14 protein-coding genes are annotated in these 17,495 nt (G+C 71.6%); 7 read left to right on the top strand and 7 right to left on the bottom strand.

The genetic code is table 11. From position 1 onward, the window contains the following. Positions 1–102: 102 nt before the first annotated feature. Positions 103–390 (bottom strand): hypothetical protein, encoded by a 288-nt coding sequence (locus tag ABJI51_RS31310; protein WP_348954643.1) that lies wholly within the window; start codon positions 388–390, stop codon positions 103–105. Positions 391–505: 115 nt separating this feature from the next. Beyond that, on the bottom strand, positions 506–1,471 hold the full coding sequence (locus ABJI51_RS31315; protein ID WP_348954644.1) for a zinc-binding dehydrogenase: 966 nt from the start codon (positions 1,469–1,471) through the stop codon (positions 506–508). Positions 1,472–1,525: 54 nt separating this feature from the next. On the opposite strand from ABJI51_RS31315, the gene ABJI51_RS31320 reads away from it, so the two are divergent. Next, the gene (locus tag ABJI51_RS31320) at positions 1,526–2,293 is read left to right on the top strand and encodes a helix-turn-helix domain-containing protein (protein ID WP_348954645.1); all 768 of its coding nucleotides are present in this window, start codon (positions 1,526–1,528) and stop codon (positions 2,291–2,293) included. Here the strand turns inward: ABJI51_RS31320 and ABJI51_RS31325 are convergent. Then, positions 2,283–2,921 carry a class I SAM-dependent methyltransferase gene (locus ABJI51_RS31325; protein WP_348954646.1) on the bottom strand — a complete coding sequence of 213 codons (639 nt, stop codon included), beginning with the start codon at positions 2,919–2,921 and terminating at the stop codon, positions 2,283–2,285. The two genes, ABJI51_RS31320 and ABJI51_RS31325, sit on opposite strands and share 11 nt — an antisense overlap. 176 nt (positions 2,922–3,097) lie before the next feature. Between ABJI51_RS31325 and ABJI51_RS31330 the strand changes: the two genes are divergently transcribed. Further along, positions 3,098–7,426 (top strand): GH92 family glycosyl hydrolase, encoded by a 4,329-nt coding sequence (locus ABJI51_RS31330; RefSeq protein ID WP_348954647.1) that lies wholly within the window; start codon positions 3,098–3,100, stop codon positions 7,424–7,426. 64 nt (positions 7,427–7,490) lie between these two features. On the opposite strand, the gene ABJI51_RS31335 is transcribed toward ABJI51_RS31330, so the two are convergent. After that, positions 7,491–8,039 carry an RICIN domain-containing protein gene (locus ABJI51_RS31335; protein ID WP_348954648.1) on the bottom strand — a complete coding sequence of 183 codons (549 nt, stop codon included), beginning with the start codon at positions 8,037–8,039 and terminating at the stop codon, positions 7,491–7,493. Positions 8,040–8,135: 96 nt separating this feature from the next. Here ABJI51_RS31335 and ABJI51_RS31340 point away from each other — a divergent pair, with 96 nt between their 5' ends. Genes ABJI51_RS31340 through ABJI51_RS31350 form a run of 3 tightly spaced genes read left to right on the top strand, consistent with a single transcriptional unit; the run spans position 8,136 to position 13,916 of the window. Continuing rightward, on the top strand, positions 8,136–8,675 hold the full coding sequence (locus tag ABJI51_RS31340; RefSeq protein WP_348954671.1) for a YciI family protein: 540 nt from the start codon (positions 8,136–8,138) through the stop codon (positions 8,673–8,675). A gap of 37 nt (positions 8,676–8,712) precedes the next feature. Then, positions 8,713–11,838, top strand: coding sequence for a GH92 family glycosyl hydrolase (locus tag ABJI51_RS31345; RefSeq protein ID WP_348954649.1), 3,126 nt, complete (start codon positions 8,713–8,715; stop codon positions 11,836–11,838). Then, the gene (locus ABJI51_RS31350) at positions 11,835–13,916 is read left to right on the top strand and encodes an FUSC family protein (RefSeq protein ID WP_348954650.1); all 2,082 of its coding nucleotides are present in this window, start codon (positions 11,835–11,837) and stop codon (positions 13,914–13,916) included. Before ABJI51_RS31345 ends, ABJI51_RS31350 begins: the two co-directional genes overlap by 4 nt. Positions 13,917–13,955: 39 nt before the next feature. Here ABJI51_RS31350 and ABJI51_RS31355 read toward each other — a convergent pair whose 3' ends face one another. The 3 genes from ABJI51_RS31355 to ABJI51_RS31365 all read right to left on the bottom strand — a co-directional run bounded on the left by ABJI51_RS31355 (position 13,956) and on the right by ABJI51_RS31365 (position 15,592). Further along, on the bottom strand, positions 13,956–14,585 hold the full coding sequence (locus tag ABJI51_RS31355) for a DUF4360 domain-containing protein (protein ID WP_348954651.1): 630 nt from the start codon (positions 14,583–14,585) through the stop codon (positions 13,956–13,958). A 261-nt stretch (positions 14,586–14,846) separates the two neighbouring features. Beyond that, the gene (locus ABJI51_RS31360) at positions 14,847–15,215 is read right to left on the bottom strand and encodes a VOC family protein (protein ID WP_348954652.1); all 369 of its coding nucleotides are present in this window, start codon (positions 15,213–15,215) and stop codon (positions 14,847–14,849) included. After that, on the bottom strand, positions 15,212–15,592 hold the full coding sequence (locus ABJI51_RS31365) for a nuclear transport factor 2 family protein (protein WP_348954653.1): 381 nt from the start codon (positions 15,590–15,592) through the stop codon (positions 15,212–15,214). The genes ABJI51_RS31360 and ABJI51_RS31365 overlap by 4 nt, the downstream gene beginning before the upstream one ends. Before the next feature lie 89 nt (positions 15,593–15,681). On the opposite strand from ABJI51_RS31365, the gene ABJI51_RS31370 reads away from it, so the two are divergent. Beyond that, the gene (locus ABJI51_RS31370; protein ID WP_348954654.1) at positions 15,682–16,113 is read left to right on the top strand and encodes a MarR family winged helix-turn-helix transcriptional regulator; all 432 of its coding nucleotides are present in this window, start codon (positions 15,682–15,684) and stop codon (positions 16,111–16,113) included. 99 nt (positions 16,114–16,212) lie between these two features. Then, a complete protein-coding gene (locus ABJI51_RS31375) occupies positions 16,213–17,199 on the top strand; it encodes a malate dehydrogenase (protein WP_348954655.1) in 987 nt (328 codons plus the stop codon). Positions 17,200–17,495: the final 296 nt, after the last annotated feature.

Below are 17,495 nucleotides of genomic sequence, written 5' to 3' on the forward strand. Positions count from 1 at the left end.
CCTGTCGCGCTTCCGGGAGAACGGCTAGCGCGGCGTGCTGAAGGGCACCTTCCTCGCATCTCACGTAAGGAAGGTGCCCTTCAGCACGGCGTGTCCGGGTCCTCAGGCTCCGTAGTAGGCCAGCAGGCCGGACAGCGGCATCGGCTCGGCGGTGAGCGACGCGCCCGCGACCTGACCGGCGGGCACGAAGCCGATGTCGGCGTGCGCGGTGTGCACCCACTGGTTGAACGCGCGGGCGGCCAGGCGGACCTCGGTCGCGCGGTGGGCGGCGTTGGCGGCCGCCGCGGCCACCTCGAGCGGGGCGCACGAGACCGGGTGGGCCTGCTCGGCCAGTTCGAGGGTGGCGGGGGCGGCCTGCTGCTGGGCGGCCAGCTCGATGCGGTTGGTCATCGGGGAAAAACTCCGGATCGGTCGGACATCTGCGGTCGTCGGCGGACTCTACGAGCGTCCGGGCCGGGCGCGCATCGACCGGTTTGCTGAGCCGATCGCGGAAGTTCTTCCGGCATCACGGCACCACGACGAGCTTGCCGGCGGCCTGATCCTGTTCCATGTACCGGTGGGCCGCGGCGATGTCGGCCAGCTCGAAGACCCGGTCGACGTTGGGCCGGTACACCCCCGCCTCGATCTCCCGGACGATCCGGGCGAGTGCGTCCGCTCCCGCGGCGCCCTTGAGGGTGTCGCTGTGGAACGCGGTGAGCCGGGTGCCCGTCGGGATCTGCGCGATCGGCTCGAAACCGGGCACGATCCAGCCGGACAGCGAGCCCGCCACGCACACCGTGCCGCCGCGGCGGACCAGGTGCAGGGAGTCGACCGCCGTGCGGGCGCCGACGAGGTCCAGCACCCAGTCCGGGCCTTCGGGCCACAGCGCGGACAGCTCCAGCGGGCCGCCGTCGTCGAGCAGGACGTGACCGGCGGTCAGTGCACCGGCCTTGTCCGGGCGCCGGGTGGTGGCGGCGATTTCGACACCCTGACCGGCCGCGATCGAGGCGGCGGCCAGTCCCACCGACGACGTCCCGCCGCGGATCAGCAGCCGACCGCCCGGCCGGACGTCGAGGGCGTCCAGGGCGCCGTATGCGGTCAGGTAGGTCTCGGGGAGCGCGGCGAGGACGTCCCACGGCAGCGTGGTGGTGACCGGGATGAGCAGGGTGTTGGGCAGCAGCGCGTATTCGGCGTAGCCGCCGTCGAATGCGCGGCCCATCTCCCCCATGACGGCCGCGACGGTCGTGCCGTCCGGGATCCGCGGGTCGGTCGACGCGGCGACGGTGCCCACGCATTCGATCCCGAGCACCCGCGGGAAGGTCACGCTCGGCGAATGTCCTTGGCGCGTCCGCAGTTCCGAGCGGTTCAGGCCGGCGCCGCGCACCCGGACCAGGCTCCAGCCGGGCCGGACCGTCGGCACCGGCACCTCCCGGATTTCCAGCACTTCCGGGCCGCCCGCCCGGACACAGACTGCCGCTTGCATCGTCTTCATGCGTCCCACTGTCACCGGACGCCGGGTGGCGGACCACCGGTAGAATGCCAAGTCATGCCCATTGCCCGCCAACCCGCGTCGGTGGTGCGGCTGTGGCCCTCGGGCGGGGTGCACCGGTGGCCGTCGGGCGGGACGAGCCAGGCGCACGCGCATTCCCGTGGCCACCTGGTGTATGCGGCGCGCGGCGTGTTGTCGGTGTACACCGAGCGCGGGACGTCGATCGTGCCTGCCAACCGCGTCGCGTGGACACCGGCGGGATACACCCACCACCACCGTGCGCACGGCGACACCGACATGCGGATCGTGTTCCTGCCGCCGTCGCTGGCGCGGCTGGTGCCCGGCCACCCGGCCGTGTTCACCGCGTCGAGCCTGGCCCGCGAGGTCCTGCTCGCGCTGACCGGCCCGCGCGAGTACGACCGCGGCGCGAGCGCGCGGCTGCGCCGGGTGCTGGTCGACGAGCTGCGCGAGGCTCCCGAGCAGCCGTTGCAGCTGCCGGAGCCCCGCGACGACCGGCTGCGGGCGGTGGCGCGGGTGCTGTACGAGCGGCCCGGGGACACCACGTCGCTGGCCGAGCTCGGGCGGCGGGCCGGGGCCAGTGCGCGCACGCTGAGCCGGCTGTTCGCCGAGGAGCTGGGCATGACGTTCTACGCGTGGCGCACCCAGGTGCGGGTGCACCACGCGCTGGTCCTGCTCGCCGAGGGCCACGACACGGCCCAGGTCGCCCGCGCCTGCGGCTGGGCGAACCCGAGTCACTTCATCGCGGCGTTCACCGCCGTCGTCGGCACGACGCCCGGCCGTCACCGGGCCGGGGTCAGCGGGTGAAGGTGGCCCAGTGGCGGGCGCCGTCGCGGATGGTTTCCAGGCTCACCAGCCGGACCCCGTCCTGGGCGACCGACTCGATTTCCGCGCGGCTGAACGGCCACGGCGGGCTCTGCCAGGTGGCGGCGTCGATGCTTTCCTCGGCGACCTCGCACACGATCGCCGTGCCGCCCGGGGCGAGGAACCCGGCCAGCGACGTCAGCGCCCGGGCGCGGTAGTCGCGGGGCATCGCCTGGATGTTCATGATCTCCACGACCAGGTCGAACGCCTGCCGCCACGGTGCGGGCGGGTCGAGCAGGTCCGCGACCACGTAGTCCACTGTGGACTCGGGGAACCGCTTGCGGGCGGCCTCGACGGCGGTCGGGGCGACGTCGAAGGCCGTCACCGCCCAGCCGTGGGCGGCCAGCAGCTCGGCGTCGTCGCCGAGGGCGCTGCCCACCACCAGTGCCCGCCGCCCCGCTCCGGGCGGCACCCAGGCCGCCAGCTCCGCGTTGGGCTTGCCGCGGCTCCACGGGACTTCGGCCTCGCCGCGGGCGGCGGCGGTGTAGAGCCGGTCGAACCAGCCGGTCGGGTCGCCTTCGGCAAGGGAGGCGCGGGCCAGCACGCGGTCGGCGGGGTCGGTCGTCGTCATGATCGTGACCCTAGCGACGCCGCCGGATCCGCGTGACGGTTTCCGCCTTGTCCAGTTCTGGCCAGGTTTGCCGGGTGGTCTTGACATCGATGTCACCCGCGCGTTTCGCTTCAACCGCGCCGCCGGTCCCCCGCCCGCGGTGCGCTCGAATCAGCCCTCCAGAGCTTGGAGCAACGATGCCCCGAAGCGCCAGACCGCCGGTCGCTGTGCTGGTGACCGCCGCCGTGGTCGCCGCCGGCCTGGTCGCCCTCCCCGCCTCCGCCTCCGCCGCCGAAGAGGCCCTTCCCGCCGACTTCTGGTCCTCCTTCGAGCCCGGCGACGTCCAGCCGGCCTGGACCGACACGGTCGACACCGACGCCGCAGGCAAGCCGCGCGCGTCCGGGGTCAACGGCGCGAACGGCACCGCGATCCCCGGCGACGTCCGCGGCAAGGTGACCGAGACCAGCGCCAGCAGCGAGAACACCAGCGGCGGCGAGGTCGTCTCGAACCTCGTCGACGGCACGACCGACACGAAGTGGCTGTCGTGGAACCCGACGGCGTGGGCGCAGATCACCCTGTCGGAGCCCACCTCGATCACGCACTACGCGATCTCCTCGGCCAACGACTTCGCCGAGCGCGACCCGAAGGACTGGACGCTGCAGGGCTCCAACGACGCGAGCACCTGGACCGACCTGGACAGCCAGGCCGGGCAGGCGTTCACCGCCCGCTTCCAGCAGAAGGACTACCGGCTGGCCGCGCCGAGCGCGCCGTACAAGTACTTCCGGCTGAACATCACCCGCAACAACGGCGGGCCGATCCTGCAGCTGTCGGAGCTGCTGCTGGCCAACGACGAGCCGGCGCCGCCGCCGCTGCCGAACATGCGCAGCTTCACCGACTCCGGCCCGACCAGCGGCTACACGAACAAGAACCGTGTCGGCTTCACCGGGCTGAAGGCGTTCCGCTACTCGGGCAGCCAGACCGCGGCGGGCCACGGCTGGTCGTACAACAAGATCTTCGACGTCGACATCCCGGTCGTGGCGTCCACCGAGCTGTCCTACAAGGTGCAGCCGCAGTTCATCACCGGCGACCTGAAGTACCCGAGCACCAACGTCGCGATCGACCTGGCCTTCACCGACGGCACCCACCTGCGCGACCTGGGCGCCACCGACCAGTACGGCTTCCCGCTGACGCCGGAGGGCCAGGGCAAGAGCAAGGTCCTCTACACCAACCAGTGGAACCTGGTGCGCTCGGCGATCGGGCGGGTCGCCAAGGGCAAGACGATCGACCGCATCCTGGTCGGCTACGACAACCCGGACGGGCCCGGCTCGCTGCAGGGCTGGCTGGACGACGTGAAGATCTCCGCCACGCCGACCCCGCCGGCGAGCACCCGCCCGACCGACAACGTGCTGACCACGCGCGGCACGATGGCCAACGGCACGTTCTCCCGGGGCAACAACTTCCCGGCCACGGCGCTGCCGCACGGGTTCAACTTCTGGACCCCGGTCACCGACGCGAACGCCGACACCGGCGACGTGCGGTGGATGTACAACTACCACAGCCAGAACAACGCCCAGAACCTGCCGGAACTGCAGGCGTTCAGCGTCAGCCACGAGCCGAGCCCGTGGATGGGCGACCGGCAGACCTTCCAGGTGATGCCCTCGGCAGCCACCGGCGTGCCCGACGCCGATCGCGACGCGCGGGCGCTGGCGTTCAAGCACGACAACGAAACCGCCCGCGCGCACTACTACGGCGTGCGGTTCGAGAACGGGATCACCGCCGAGGTCACCCCGACCGACCACGCGGCGATGTTCCGGTTCGCCTTCCCGGGCAGTGACGCGAGCCTGATCTTCGACAACTTCAAGAACCAGGGCGGGCTGACGCTCGACACCGCGAACGGCACGCTGTCGGGCTACAGCGACGTCAAGAGCGGCCTGTCGGCCGGGGCGGGCCGGATGTTCGTCTACGCCACCTTCGACAAGCCGGTGTCCGCGGGCGGGAAGCTGACCGGGCAGGGCCGCGACAACGTCACCGGCTACCTGCGGTTCGCCGCCGGCGCCGACAAGACGGTGACGATGCGGATCGCGACGTCGCTGATCAGCGTGGAGCAGGCGAAGAAGAACCTCGCCATGGAGATCGCGCCGAACGCGACGTTCGACTCGGTGCGGGACGCCGCGCAGCGGATCTGGGACGACCAGCTGAAGGTCGTCGAGGTCGAGGGCGCCTCGAAGGACCAGCTCACGACGCTGTACTCGAACCTCTACCGGCTGTTCCTGTACCCGAACTCGGCGTTCGAGAACACCGGCACGCCCGAGAAGCCGGTCTACAAGTACGCGAGCTTCGTCTCGCCGAAGGCCGGTCCGGACACCCCGACGCAGACCGGGGCGAAGATCGTCGAGGGCCAGACCTACGTCAACAACGGGTTCTGGGACACCTACCGCACGACGTGGCCGGCGTATGCGCTGCTCACCCCGGACATGGCCGGGAAGATGGTCGACGGGTTCGTGCAGCAGTACCGCGACGGCGGCTGGATCTCCCGCTGGTCGTCGCCGGGCTACGCGGACCTGATGACCGGCACCAGCTCGGACGTGGCCTTCGCCGACGCCTACCTCAAGGGCGTGCGCAACTTCGACGTCAAGGCCTCCTACGACGCGGCGCTGAAGAACGCGACGGTGACCCCGCCGAACAACGCGGTCGGCCGCAAGGGCATCGACGAGGGCATCTTCCTCGGCTACTCGCCCAACACCGCCGACCACGGGTTCTCGTGGTCGATCGAGGGCTACGTCAACGACTTCGGCATCGCGAACCTGTCGAAGAAGCTCTACGACGAGGCCCCGGCGAGCGACCCGCGCAAGCAGGAGTACCTGGCCAACTACGAGTACTTCACCAGCCGCGCGCAGCAGTACGTGAACCTGTTCGACCCGGCGGTCGGGTTCTTCCAGGGCCGGGACGCGGCGGGGAAGTTCAGCCGGTCGCCGCAGGACTACGACCCACGGGTGTGGGGCATCGACTACACCGAGACCGACGGCTGGGGCATGGCGTTCTCCGTGCCGCAGGACGGTCAGGGCCTGGCCAACCTCTACGGCGGCAAGGCCGGTCTGGCGAAGAAGCTGGACGCGTTCTTCGCCGACCAGGAGACGGCGAACTTCCCGGGTTCCTACGGGGGCGTGATCCACGAGATGCGGGAGGCGCGCGACGTGCGGATGGGCCAGCTGGGCCACTCCAACCAGGCCTCGCACCACACGCTCTACATGTACGACTACGCGGGTCAGCCGTCGAAGACGCAGGAGAAGGTCCGCGAGGCGCTCGCACGGCTGTACACCGGCAGCGAGATCGGCCAGGGCTACGCCGGTGACGAGGACAACGGCGAGCAGTCGGCGTGGTGGCTGTTCAGCGCGCTGGGCTTCTACCCGCTGCAGATGGGCAGCCCGGCCTACGCGATCGGGTCGCCGCTGTTCAAGAAGGCGACCGTCCACCTGGCGGGCGGGAAGGACCTGGTGATCAACGCGCCTGCCAACAGCGCGAAGAACGTCTACGTCCAGGGCGTGAAGGTCAACGGCAAGCCGTACTCCTCGACGTCGCTGCCGCACGAGCTGATCGCCCGCGGCGCGACGATCGAGTTCGCGATGGGCCCGAACCCGTCGTCGTGGGGCACCGGCCCGGCCGACGCGCCGAAGTCGATCACCACGGGCGACGCGGTCCCGGCTCCGCTGCACGACGAAACCGGACCCGGCCGCGGCACCCTGTCCACTTCGGACGGTTCGGACGCCGCGGCGCTGTTCGACAACACCTCCCGCACCCAGGCCGCGGTGACCGGGGCGGTGCAGTACCAGCTGCGCAGCACCGACGAGGCCGTCACGCACTACACGCTGACGTCCCAGACCGGTGCCGGTGACCCGAAGAGCTGGGTGCTGAAGGGCTCCTACGACGGCAAGACGTGGGCGGTCGCCGACCAGCAGACCGGCCAGGCGTTCAGCTGGCGGCAGCAGACCCGCGCGTTCAAGGTGGCCAACCCGGCGCACTACGCCTACTACCGGCTCGAAGTGACCGCGACCAGCACCGGCGCCCCGGCGTCGCTGGCCGAGGTGGAGCTGCTGGGCAAGCCGGACGCCGCCTGCACGAAGACGGTCACGGGCACCGCCGCGGGCCCGCTGTCGGTGACGTCCGGCACGGTCTGCCTGGAGAACGCGACGGTGCCGGGCCCGGTGACGGTGGGCGGCGGCGCGTCGCTGATCGTCCGCGGCGGCGCGATCACCGGGCCGCTGGCGGCGACGGGTGCGGGTCAGGTGGTGCTCAACCGCACGAAGGTGGGCGGCCCGGTGGCGATCACCGGGGCGAGCGGGACGGTGTCGATCGAGCTGACGGAGGTGGCGGGCCCGGTGGCGCTGACCGGCAACCACGGCCCGGTGCTGGCGTCGAGCACGGTGGGCGGGCCGCTGGCGTGCGCGGCGAACGCGCCGGTCCCGACCGACCACGACCTGCCCAACACCGTCCGCGGCCCGGCCGCCGGGCAGTGCGCCCGGCTGTAGGTTCCCCGGCCTGGGTGGTCTGCCGCGGCTTGTCGTGAGTGGTAATTCGGGGTCTAACCCCGAATTACACCACCCACACCCGCCCGGGGGCGGCGCCGGGGTCGCGCCAGACCTGCTCGGGGGCGGAGTCGAGGATGCGCCACTGGACGATGTGGGTGTTGTTGGCCGTGGAGCCGCCGTCGGCCAGCGACCAGGTGTAGCCGCTCTTGCGGTTGACCACGAGGTAGCCGAGGCCGTAGGCGACGGTGCTCCAGTCCTGTTCGCGGCCGCCGTTGCAGGTGTAGAGGATCACCGGGTCGCCCTGCGCGGTCCCGCCGCCGCCGCCGACGGAGACGCACTTGCCGCCGCCTGCCTTGCGGTTCTTGATCCGGTAGTAGTCGCCGGCGGGTTCGAACGCCCACTGCTGTTCGTCGCCGCCGGTGCAGGTGTAGATGACGAGGTTGGTGTTGTTGGCGGTGGAGCCGCCGCCGGCCAGCGAGACGCACTTGCGCCAGTCGGTCTTCTGGTTGGTCAGTTCACGGTAGGTGGCCGCGTTCGCGGTCCCGGCCGGCAGGCTGGTCATCGTGGCGGCGGCGGTCAGCGCGACGGCGGCGCGGCGGATCGTGGGGCCCATGCCGTTCCCTTCTCGGAGGTGGACGCGCCGAAGCTAGCCACGGCGGCTTCCGGATCACTTTCCGCACGCTTCCCCGGCTGCGAAGATCCGGTGCTCATGGAGTTCTTCTGCTATCACCGGGACCGCCCGGGGTCGGCGGCGCTGCGCGGGCGGCTGCTGGAGGACCACTGGGCCTACATGGACCGCTTCGCCGGGTCGATGATCGCCCGCGGGCCGACCATGGCCGGGGACGTTCCCACCGGCAGCGTGCACGTCCTGGACCTGCCGGACGTCGCCGCCGCGCGGGCGTTCGCCTTCGAGGAGCCCGGCTACCAGGCCGGGGCCTACCGGGATGTGCTGCTGCGCCGGTGGCGCAACACCCTGGGCCGGACCATGTGGGAGTTTCCGGGCGGGCGGACCGGCGGTGAGCGGTTCCTGGTGCTCGGGCTCGGCGAGGGCGCACCCGCCGACCTCGACCCGTCGGCGGGCGAGCTGATCGCCCATGGTCCGCTGCTGTCCGACGACGGCGCCGCGTGGCTCGGCACGGCGGTGCTGCTGCGGGCTCCGGACGCCGCTGCCGCGCGGGCGGTGCTCACCGCGGACCGGTATGCCGCGGTCGAGGTGCATTCCTGGCGGTTCGGCGGGCGCCCGTCGTGATCGGCGGACTGGGCCGTTCGGCGGATACGGTGGGGGCATGTCCGACGCCGGGTTCTTCTCCTCCTTCGAAAGCGGTGATCCGCAGCCTGCCGATCCGGCGCTGCGGGTCGGCAGCGGCCCGGACCGCTCCCCCACGGCCAAGACCGGCGTCGGCTTCACCGGGCTGCGTGCCCTGCGCTACACCGCCGTTGCCGAAGCCGTGCTGTTCGACCTCGACGTCCCGGTGACCGGGCGGACCGAGCTGTCCTATGTGGTCTTCCCGGTCGCCGACGGCGACATCCCGGACTACCGCGCCACCCGCGTCGCCCTCGACGTCGAGTTCGCCGACGGCACCTTCGCCGGGTTCGCGCCGGTGGACGACAAGACGCTGTGGGTGGACCAGTGGAACCTCGTGCGCCGCCCGCTGGGTGCGTTCGCCGGGCGGCGGATCCGCCGGATCGTGCTGCGCACCGCGGCACCCGGCGGCGAGATCACCGGGTGGATCGACGACGTCCGCATCGCCGAACGGCCCGAGCCGCCGCGGGATCCGGTCGAGTTCGTGCGCACCACCCGCGGCACCCATTCCAGTGACGCGTTCTCCCGCGGCAACAACTTCCCCGCCACCGCCGTGCCGCACGGGTTCAACTTCTGGACCCCGGTCACCGACGCCGGCGTCACCAACTGGCTCTACTCCTACCACCGCCACAACGACGCTCGGAACCGCCCGGCGCTGCAGGCCTTCGCCCTGTCCCACCAGCCGAGCCCGTGGATGGGCGACCGGCACACCTTCCAGGTCATGCCCGGCACCGGCCCGGTCGAGCCCGACCGCCGCAAGCGGGCACTGGCCTTCTCCCACGACGACGAGACCGATTCGCCGCACCACTACGGCGTCCGGTTCGCCGGCGGGATCACCGCCGACCTCGCGCCGGCGTCGCACGCGGCGATCCTGCGGTTCACCTTCCCCGGCGACGGCGGCTGGCTGCTGTTCGACAACGCCGCCAACCGCGGTGGCCTGCGCCTGCACCCGGCCACCGGGGTGGTCACCGGGCACACGTGGGTCCGCAGCCGCCTGTCGGCCGGGGCGCGCCGGATGTTCGTCTACGCCGAGACCGACGTCCCGGCCCGGCGCGGCGGGAAGATCCGGCGGCCGTTCTGGCGGACGGTGACCGGCGCGCTGGAGTTCGACGCGCCCGTGGTGACGCTGCGGATCGCGACATCGCTGATCAGCCTCGCCCAGGCCAAGCGCAACCTGGCGCTGGAGATCCCGGCCGGGACGACGTTCGAGCAGGTCCGGGAGCAGGCGCGGCAGGCGTGGCAGGACGTGCTGGGCCGGGTCGAGGTCGAAGGCGCCACCGAGGACCAGCTGACCACGCTGTACTCCAACCTCTACCGGCTGTTCCTGTACCCGAACGTGGCACACGAGAACACGCCGAAGGGGATCCGGCACGCCAGCCCGGTGGTGCGGCGGTGGTGGCCGAGCACCCGCACGCGGACCGGCGCGAAGGTGGTCGACGGCGAGCTGTACGTCAACAACGGCTTCTGGGACACCTACCGCACGACCTGGCCCGCGTACGCGCTGCTGGCCCCGGACCGGTGCGGGCGCATGATCGACGGGTTCGTCCAGCAGTACCGCGAAGGCGGCTGGATCTCCCGCTGGTCCTCCCCCGGCTACGCGGACCTGATGACCGGCACCAGCTCCGACGTCGCGTTCGCCGACGCCTACCTCAAGGGGGTCCGCGGCTTCGACGTCGAGGCCGCCTTCGACGCCGGGGTGAAGAACGCGACCGTCACCCCGCCGCTCCGCTCGGTCGGCCGCAAGGGCCTCGCCGAGTCGATCTTCCTCGGCTGGACCCCGGCGTCGGTCCACGAAGGACTGTCCTGGTCGCTGGAAGGCTGCATCAACGACTTCGGCCTGGCCAACCTCGCGACGGCACTTTCACGGGAAAGTGCCGGGCGCCGGGCACGGAGGTATGCCGAGTACGCCGCCTACTTCCGGGAGCGGGCCCGGCACTACGTCCACCACTTCGACCCGGCGATCGGGTTCTTCCAGGGCCGCCACCGCGACGGCCGCCGCAAGTTCGCTCCGGAGGGGTACGACCCGGCGGCGTGGGGCGGGGACTTCGTCGAGACCAACGCGTGGAACACCGCGTTCACCGCCCCGCACGACGGGCCAGGGCTGGCCGCGCTGCACGGCGGGCACGCCGGGCTGGAAGCCAAGCTCGACACCTTCTTCGCCACGCCGGAGACCGGGCGGCGGCCGGGCGCGTACGGCGGGCTGATCCACGAGATGACCGAGGCCCGCGACGTCCGCATGGGCCAGTACGGCCACTCCAACCAGCCGTCCCACCACATCCCCTACATCTACAACTACGCCGGCGCACCGTCGAAGACCCAGCGGGTGGTGCGGGAGGTGCTGCGGCGGCTCTACCTCGGCAGCGAGATCGGCCAGGGCTATCCGGGGGACGAGGACAACGGCGAGATGTCCGCGTGGTGGGTCTTCGGCGCCCTCGGCTTCTACCCGCTCGCGGTCGGCAGCCCGCGGTACGCGCTCGGCTCGCCGCTGTTCGAGAAGGCGACCGTGCACCTGGGCGGCGGGCGGAAACTCGTGATCCGCGCGCCCGGCAACACCGAGGAGACCGTCTACGTCCGCGGGCTCACCGTCGACGGCGAACCGCACGAGGCCACGTCGATCGCGCACGCCACCCTCGCCGCGGGCGCCGAGCTGGTCTTCGACCTGGTGGCCGAGCCGACCGGCTGGGGTGCCCCGCCCGAGCCCGCCGCGCACCCGGCCCCGGTCACCGACCTCGACGGCACGGCCACCTGCGCCGACGGCACGGACGTGCGGGCGCTGCGCGACGACACCAGCCGCACCCAGGTCACCTTCCGCAGCGCGCGCCCGGTGGTCGAGTTCGCCGTCACCGGCCCGCCGCGCGAGGTCACGATGTACACGCTGACCTCCGGGGACCGCCGCGGTGATCCGAGCGGGTGGGTGCTGGAGGGCTCGGCCGACGCCGTCGGCTGGACCACTGTGGACGAACGCGACGGCGAGCTGTTCCGCTGGCGCCGTCAGACCCGCCCGTTCGTCCTGGCGGCCCCGGCCGCGTACGCGCGCTACCGGCTGCGGATCACCGCGGCCCGCGGCCGCCGCGTCACCCTCGCCCAGTGGGAGCTGCTCGCCCGATGAACCACTTCCGCACCGCCGTCCTCGACCGGCTCGTGGCGGCCGATCCCGGCCTGGTCCGGCTGCGGCTGGCCGGCTCGGCCGTGCTCGGCATCGTGCTGGCCGTGGCCGCGCTGCTGCCGGCGCACCTGCCGCTGACGGTGATGCTCGTCGGGGCCATCGCCGCGATGATGACGGCGTTCACCGTCAGCGACCCGGCCCCGGGCGCCCAGGCCGTCACGCTGGTACTGGCGTTCCTGACCGGGGCGGCGTCGATCACCGTCGCGGCGCTGGGCTCGGCGCTGCCGCCGCTGGACAGCGTGGTGTTCGTGCTGCTGATCTTCGTCGCGGTCTACGCCCAGCGCTTCGGTGCCCGCGGCACGGCGCTGGGGTCGATCGCGTTCTTCCTGTTCTTCTTCCCGATGTTCCTGCAGGCGCACGTCGGGCAGGTGCCGCAGCTGCTGCTGGCGCTCGCGGTGGGGGTCGCGGCCAACGCCGTCGTCCGGTTCGTGCTGCTGCGGCACAACGCCGAGGCGGAGTTCCTGCGGGTCCGCCGGGCCTTCCGGGCGAGGCTGGGTGCTGTCGTGCGGGCGACCGAGGCGTACCTGGCCGTCAACGGCAGCGAGCGCACCCGCAAGCAGCTGCGTACCGCGCTGGCCCGGCTGCACGAGTGCGTGCTGCTCATCGAGGACGCCGCGCCCGACGTCGTCGACGCGCGGGCCGCCGACGTGCTGCGCCGCCGCGCCATCGAGGTCGAGCTGGCGGTGCAGTGGCTGGCGATCACCGTGCAGCGCACGTGTTCCGACGAGCTGACCGTGGCCGTGCGCGACGACCTCATCGCACGGCTGGCCCGGTTCCGGGCTCTGATGGAACGGGATCCGCGGGAGCTGCCGCTGATCAGCGAGACCGGCGAGTTCAGCCGCATGCTGGTCGAGGGCAGCCGCATCGACGAGCACGCCGCCCCCGGTGACGGCGTCCGCAAGGCGCTGGCCGAGCTGGCGCTGGCCGACGACCGTGCGCAGCGGGCCGCCGCGCCGGAGTCCACACCGGACCCGCCGGAAGACACCGAGGCCGAGCCGACGCGGGCGTTCGCCTACGACAACCGCACGCGCAGCGCGATCCAGGCGGTCGTCGGCGGCGGGCTCGCGGTGCTCGGCGGTGAGCTGGTGTCCCATCAGCGCTGGTACTGGGCGGTGCTGACGGTGTTCGTGGTGTTCGTCGGCGCTTCCAGTGCGGGGGCGACGTTCGTCAAGGGCGTGCGGCGGCTCGGCGGCACCCTGATCGGCATCGTCGGCGGGGTGGTGCTGGCGCTGCTGGTGGGCGGCAACACGGTGGCCACGCTCGCGCTGATCCTGGTGTGCGTGTTCGGCATGGTCTACACCGCGCGGGTGTCGCAGGTGATGATGGCGTTCTTCGTCACCAGCATGCTCGGCCTGCTCTACAGCCTGCTGGGCACGTTCAGCCTGGCGGTGCTGGGGATCCGGGTCGCCGAGACCGCGGTCGGCGCGGCCGCGGGCATCCTCGCGGCGGTGGTGATCGTCCCGGTCCGCACGCGGTCGGTGATGCTCGACGACGTCGCCGGGGTGCTCGACGAGCTGGCGGAGTTCCTCGAGCACACCCGCGGGCTGCTGGCCGGGGAGGAGAACGTCAACATCATCGAGCTGTCGCGCGATCTGGACCGTGCGGTGGAACAGGTCCGGACCACGATCGAGCCGCTGACCCATCCGGTCAACCTGCGCAGTGCGCGCCGCGACTACGGCTGGCACGTGCTGACCACGCTGGAGACGATCGCGTTCCGGGCCCGGCACGTCGCCGCGCGGGCCCAGCCCGGGCAGCTGGCCGGCGCCGACGCCGAACGGCTGGGCCTGTTCACCGGGCGGCTGCTGGCGAACATCGACGTGCTGCACCGGGCACTGGACGCGCCGGGTGGCCCCACACCCGGCACGCTCGTGCGCGACGACGGCACCCCGGTGTCCGACCGGGTCGAGCAGGCCGAGACCCGCGCCGTCCTGTCCAGCCTCAGCCACCTCGACGAGGCCGTGGTGTCCCTGGGCCGGGTCTTCGGTGTCGAGGCGGGCGATCCCCGCGCCCCCGCGAGGTGAGCACCGGGGCGGGAGGGGGCCGCCCCGGTGCTCATCCGGTCACGGGCAGGTCAGCCACGCGAAGTGGTAGGTGGTGGTGATGCTGCCGTCGGTCGAGTCCATCGTGACGTAGCTGGTCGTCTTCTTCGGATCCGATGTCCCGGCCGCGGCCCGCAATTCGGTGTTGATGTTCAGATTGCGTTCCTCACCGCACGGCTTGAACGCGATCGCGCCCACCTCCGTCGAGTCGGTGAAATGCCAGTCGTCCTCGAACGGCCCGGCGAGCGGATGCTGGACGAACGCGGTCGGCGAATTACCCTGGAAATAGTAGTTCGCTCTTTCCAGCCCGGTCGCGCCGCGTTCCAGGTGCGCGAATCCGCGGTAGTCGGCCTGCGCGATTCCGTAGGTGAAACCCTGTGGCACGTGCACCCGCAGGCCGATCTGGCAGTTCTTCCTGGCGTCCAGTGGTCCGGCACCGACGCCGACGAGGGCGGTGTAGGTGCTGTAGGTGACGGTGAAGGCGGTGTTGTCCTGCGAAACGGCCACCGCGGCGGTGCCCGGCGGGCAACCGGTGCCATTGGCGTTGACGACGTCGATGACGATTTTGTCGGGCGGCGGCGGAGTGTTCCACGAATGCGGGGTGACCACAGAGGACAGCGCCATTACGGCAGCAACGACCGCAGACAGCATCGGAATCCTTCCCAATACCATTCGAATTGGGGACGGGGGCCGACCCATGGTAGCGAAAGGATCATGGAAGGAAACCCCGCTGAACGGAGTAACGCCGCGTAGCCGTCCCGGCACGCGGCAATACTCAACTTTCGCCAATTATCGACAGTTATTGCCGCGTGCGGTGAAGAATGCGGGCGGAAAACGATTTCGCACGCCCGGTCCGGCCGGTGGGCGCGGTGATCACCCGCGGGTCGTCCGGTCAGTCCAGTTCGGAACGCCTCAGGCCCGGGTGAGCAGTTCCATGTTGTGGCCGTCGGGGTCTTCGAAGTAGAAGCCGCGCCCGCCGAACCGGTAGTTGATCTCGCCCGGCTCGCCGTGGCCGGGATCGGCCCAGAACGTGAGCCCGGCCGCCTCGACGCGGGCGAGGGCCGCGTCGAACTCCTCGTCGCCGACAAGGAACGCGTAGTGCTGGCGGCACACTTCGCCGTCGGTCTGCAGGTAGTCCAGCGTGACGCCGTTGGCCAGCCGGATCGGCAGGAACGGCTCGGTCACCGGTTCAGTCTCCAGGCCGAGGATGCCGGCGAGGAACTCCGCCGAGGCCACGCGGTCCCGGGCGTACACGATGGTGTGGTTGAGTTCGACGCTCATCGCGGTTCTCCTCCGATCGGACTGAGGTGGATGCCGGCCAGCTGCCAGCCGTCGCCGGCGCGGACCAGCACGTGGGTGGCGCGGAAGCGGCCGTTCACCGGGTTCCCGCGGTGGCGGGCGATCTGCTCGTGGACGCCGATCGCGATGGCCGTGGCGCCGAAGTCGCGGACGGCGACGTCGGTCCAGGAAAGTTTCTCGGTGACCAGGTCGCCGCTGTCGTAGCGGGCGAGCCACTGGCCGCGGTCCAGGACGAAGCCGAGGGGTCCGACCAGGCGGAAGCCGTCGGCGGCCAGTCCCGCCAGGACGCCGGTGTCGCCGCGTTCCTCCGCGGCGGCCCAGATCCGGCCAAGGTCGCGGACCTGCTCTTCGGTGCTCATCAGGGCTCCTTTCGACCTCTCAACGTTAGATCTCTAACCATTCGATGTCAAACGCTTAGAGTTCTCGGCATCTGCGGTACGGTCTGGGCGTGCCCGCACCCGTCACCGCCCCCATCGGCGTCGTCCTCGCCCGCACCGCCAAGACCGCCGGCCGCGCCTTCGACCAGGCGCTCGCCGCCGCGGGCGGGTCCCAGCCGGTCTGGCAGATCCTCATCTCGCTCAAGACCACCGCCGTGGCCAACCAGCGCGAGCTGGCCGACGCCGTCGGCATCCAGGGCGCCACGCTCACCCACCACCTCAACGGCATGGAGGCCGCGGGCCTGGTCACCCGCCGCCGCGACCCCGGCAACCGCCGGGTCCACCTGGTCGAGCTGACCGAGGCGGGCGAGCAGCTGTTCCACCGCCTGGCCTCCGCGGCGATCGCGCACGACCAGCGCCTGCGCAAAGGCCTGTCCGACGCCGAGATCGCCCAGCTCGCCGACCTGCTGCAGCGGCTGGCGGCCAACGTCGCCGATACCTGATCGATCCAGCGAGAGTGACTGGACGCACCCGAACAGCGACGCCCGGGAGGGATAGGCTCCAAGGCACTAGCCAAAGTCGTCTCAAGCTGGAGTACCGCAATGACCCAAGCCCCTGTCAACGTGACCGTCACCGGCGCCGCCGGCCAGATCGGCTACGCGCTGCTGTTCCGCATCGCGTCCGGTCAGCTCCTGGGCCAGGACGTCCCGGTGAAGCTGCGGCTGCTGGAGATCCCGCAGGCGGTCAAGGCGGCCGAGGGCACCGCGATGGAGCTGGAGGACGGCGCGTTCCCGCTCCTGGCAGGCACCGACATCTTCGACGACCCGAAGCAGGCGTTCGAGGGCACCAACATCGCCCTGCTCGTCGGCGCGCGCCCGCGCAGCAAGGGCATGGAGCGCGGCGACCTGCTCGAGGCCAACGGCGGCATCTTCAAGCCGCAGGGCGAGGCCATCAACGCCGGCGCCGCCGACGACGTCAAGGTCCTCGTGGTCGGCAACCCGGCCAACACCAACGCCCTCATCGCCCGCTCGCACGCCCCCGACGTGCCGGCCGACCGCTTCACCGCGATGACCCGCCTCGACCACAACCGCGCCCTCGCCCAGCTGGCCAAGAAGCTCGGCGTCCCGGTGACCGAGCTGAAGAAGGTCGCCATCTGGGGCAACCACTCCGCCACGCAGTACCCCTCGGTGCAGCACGCGGAGTTCGGTGGCAAGAGCATCGCCGAGGCGGTCGACCAGGCGTGGCTGGAGAACGACTTCATCCCGACCGTCGCCAAGCGCGGCGCGGCGATCATCGAGGCCCGCGGCCTGTCCTCGGCCGCGTCGGCCGCCTCCGCCGCCATCGACCACGTCTACACCTGGGTCAACGGCACCCCGGCAGGCGACTGGACCTCCGCCGCGGTCGTCTCCGACGGCTCCTACGGCGTGCCGGAGGGCCTGATCTCGTCGTTCCCGGTCACCGCCAAGGACGGCAAGTACGAGATCGTCCAGGGCCTGGAGATCGACGAGTTCTCCCGCACCCGCATCGACGCCTCCGTCGCGGAGCTGGTCGAGGAGCGCGACACCGTGCAGAAGCTCGGCCTCATCTGAGTCCGGGAAACGACCGTGGGGCCCGCCGTCATCGCGACGGCGGGCCCCACGTCCATTCCGGACCGCGCGCTCAGGCGGCCAGCAGCTCCGCCCGCGCCTGCAGCAGCGCCTCGGCACTCGGGCCGCCCTGCACACCCGCCGCCTGCCCGAGCAGGTCGTCGCGGGTCTCGGGGTTCCCGGACATCTCGCGGAATATCCAACGGAATAGCCCCTGACCAGTACGGACGACACCCCGAGCGCTGACGGTGAGCTGCTGCCCGAGATGATCTCGGCGTCGAGTTGGGTGCACGGGTTGG

Source organism: Amycolatopsis melonis (assembly GCF_040064235.1).
GTDB classification, from domain to species: Bacteria; Actinomycetota; Actinomycetes; order Mycobacteriales; family Pseudonocardiaceae; genus Amycolatopsis; species Amycolatopsis melonis.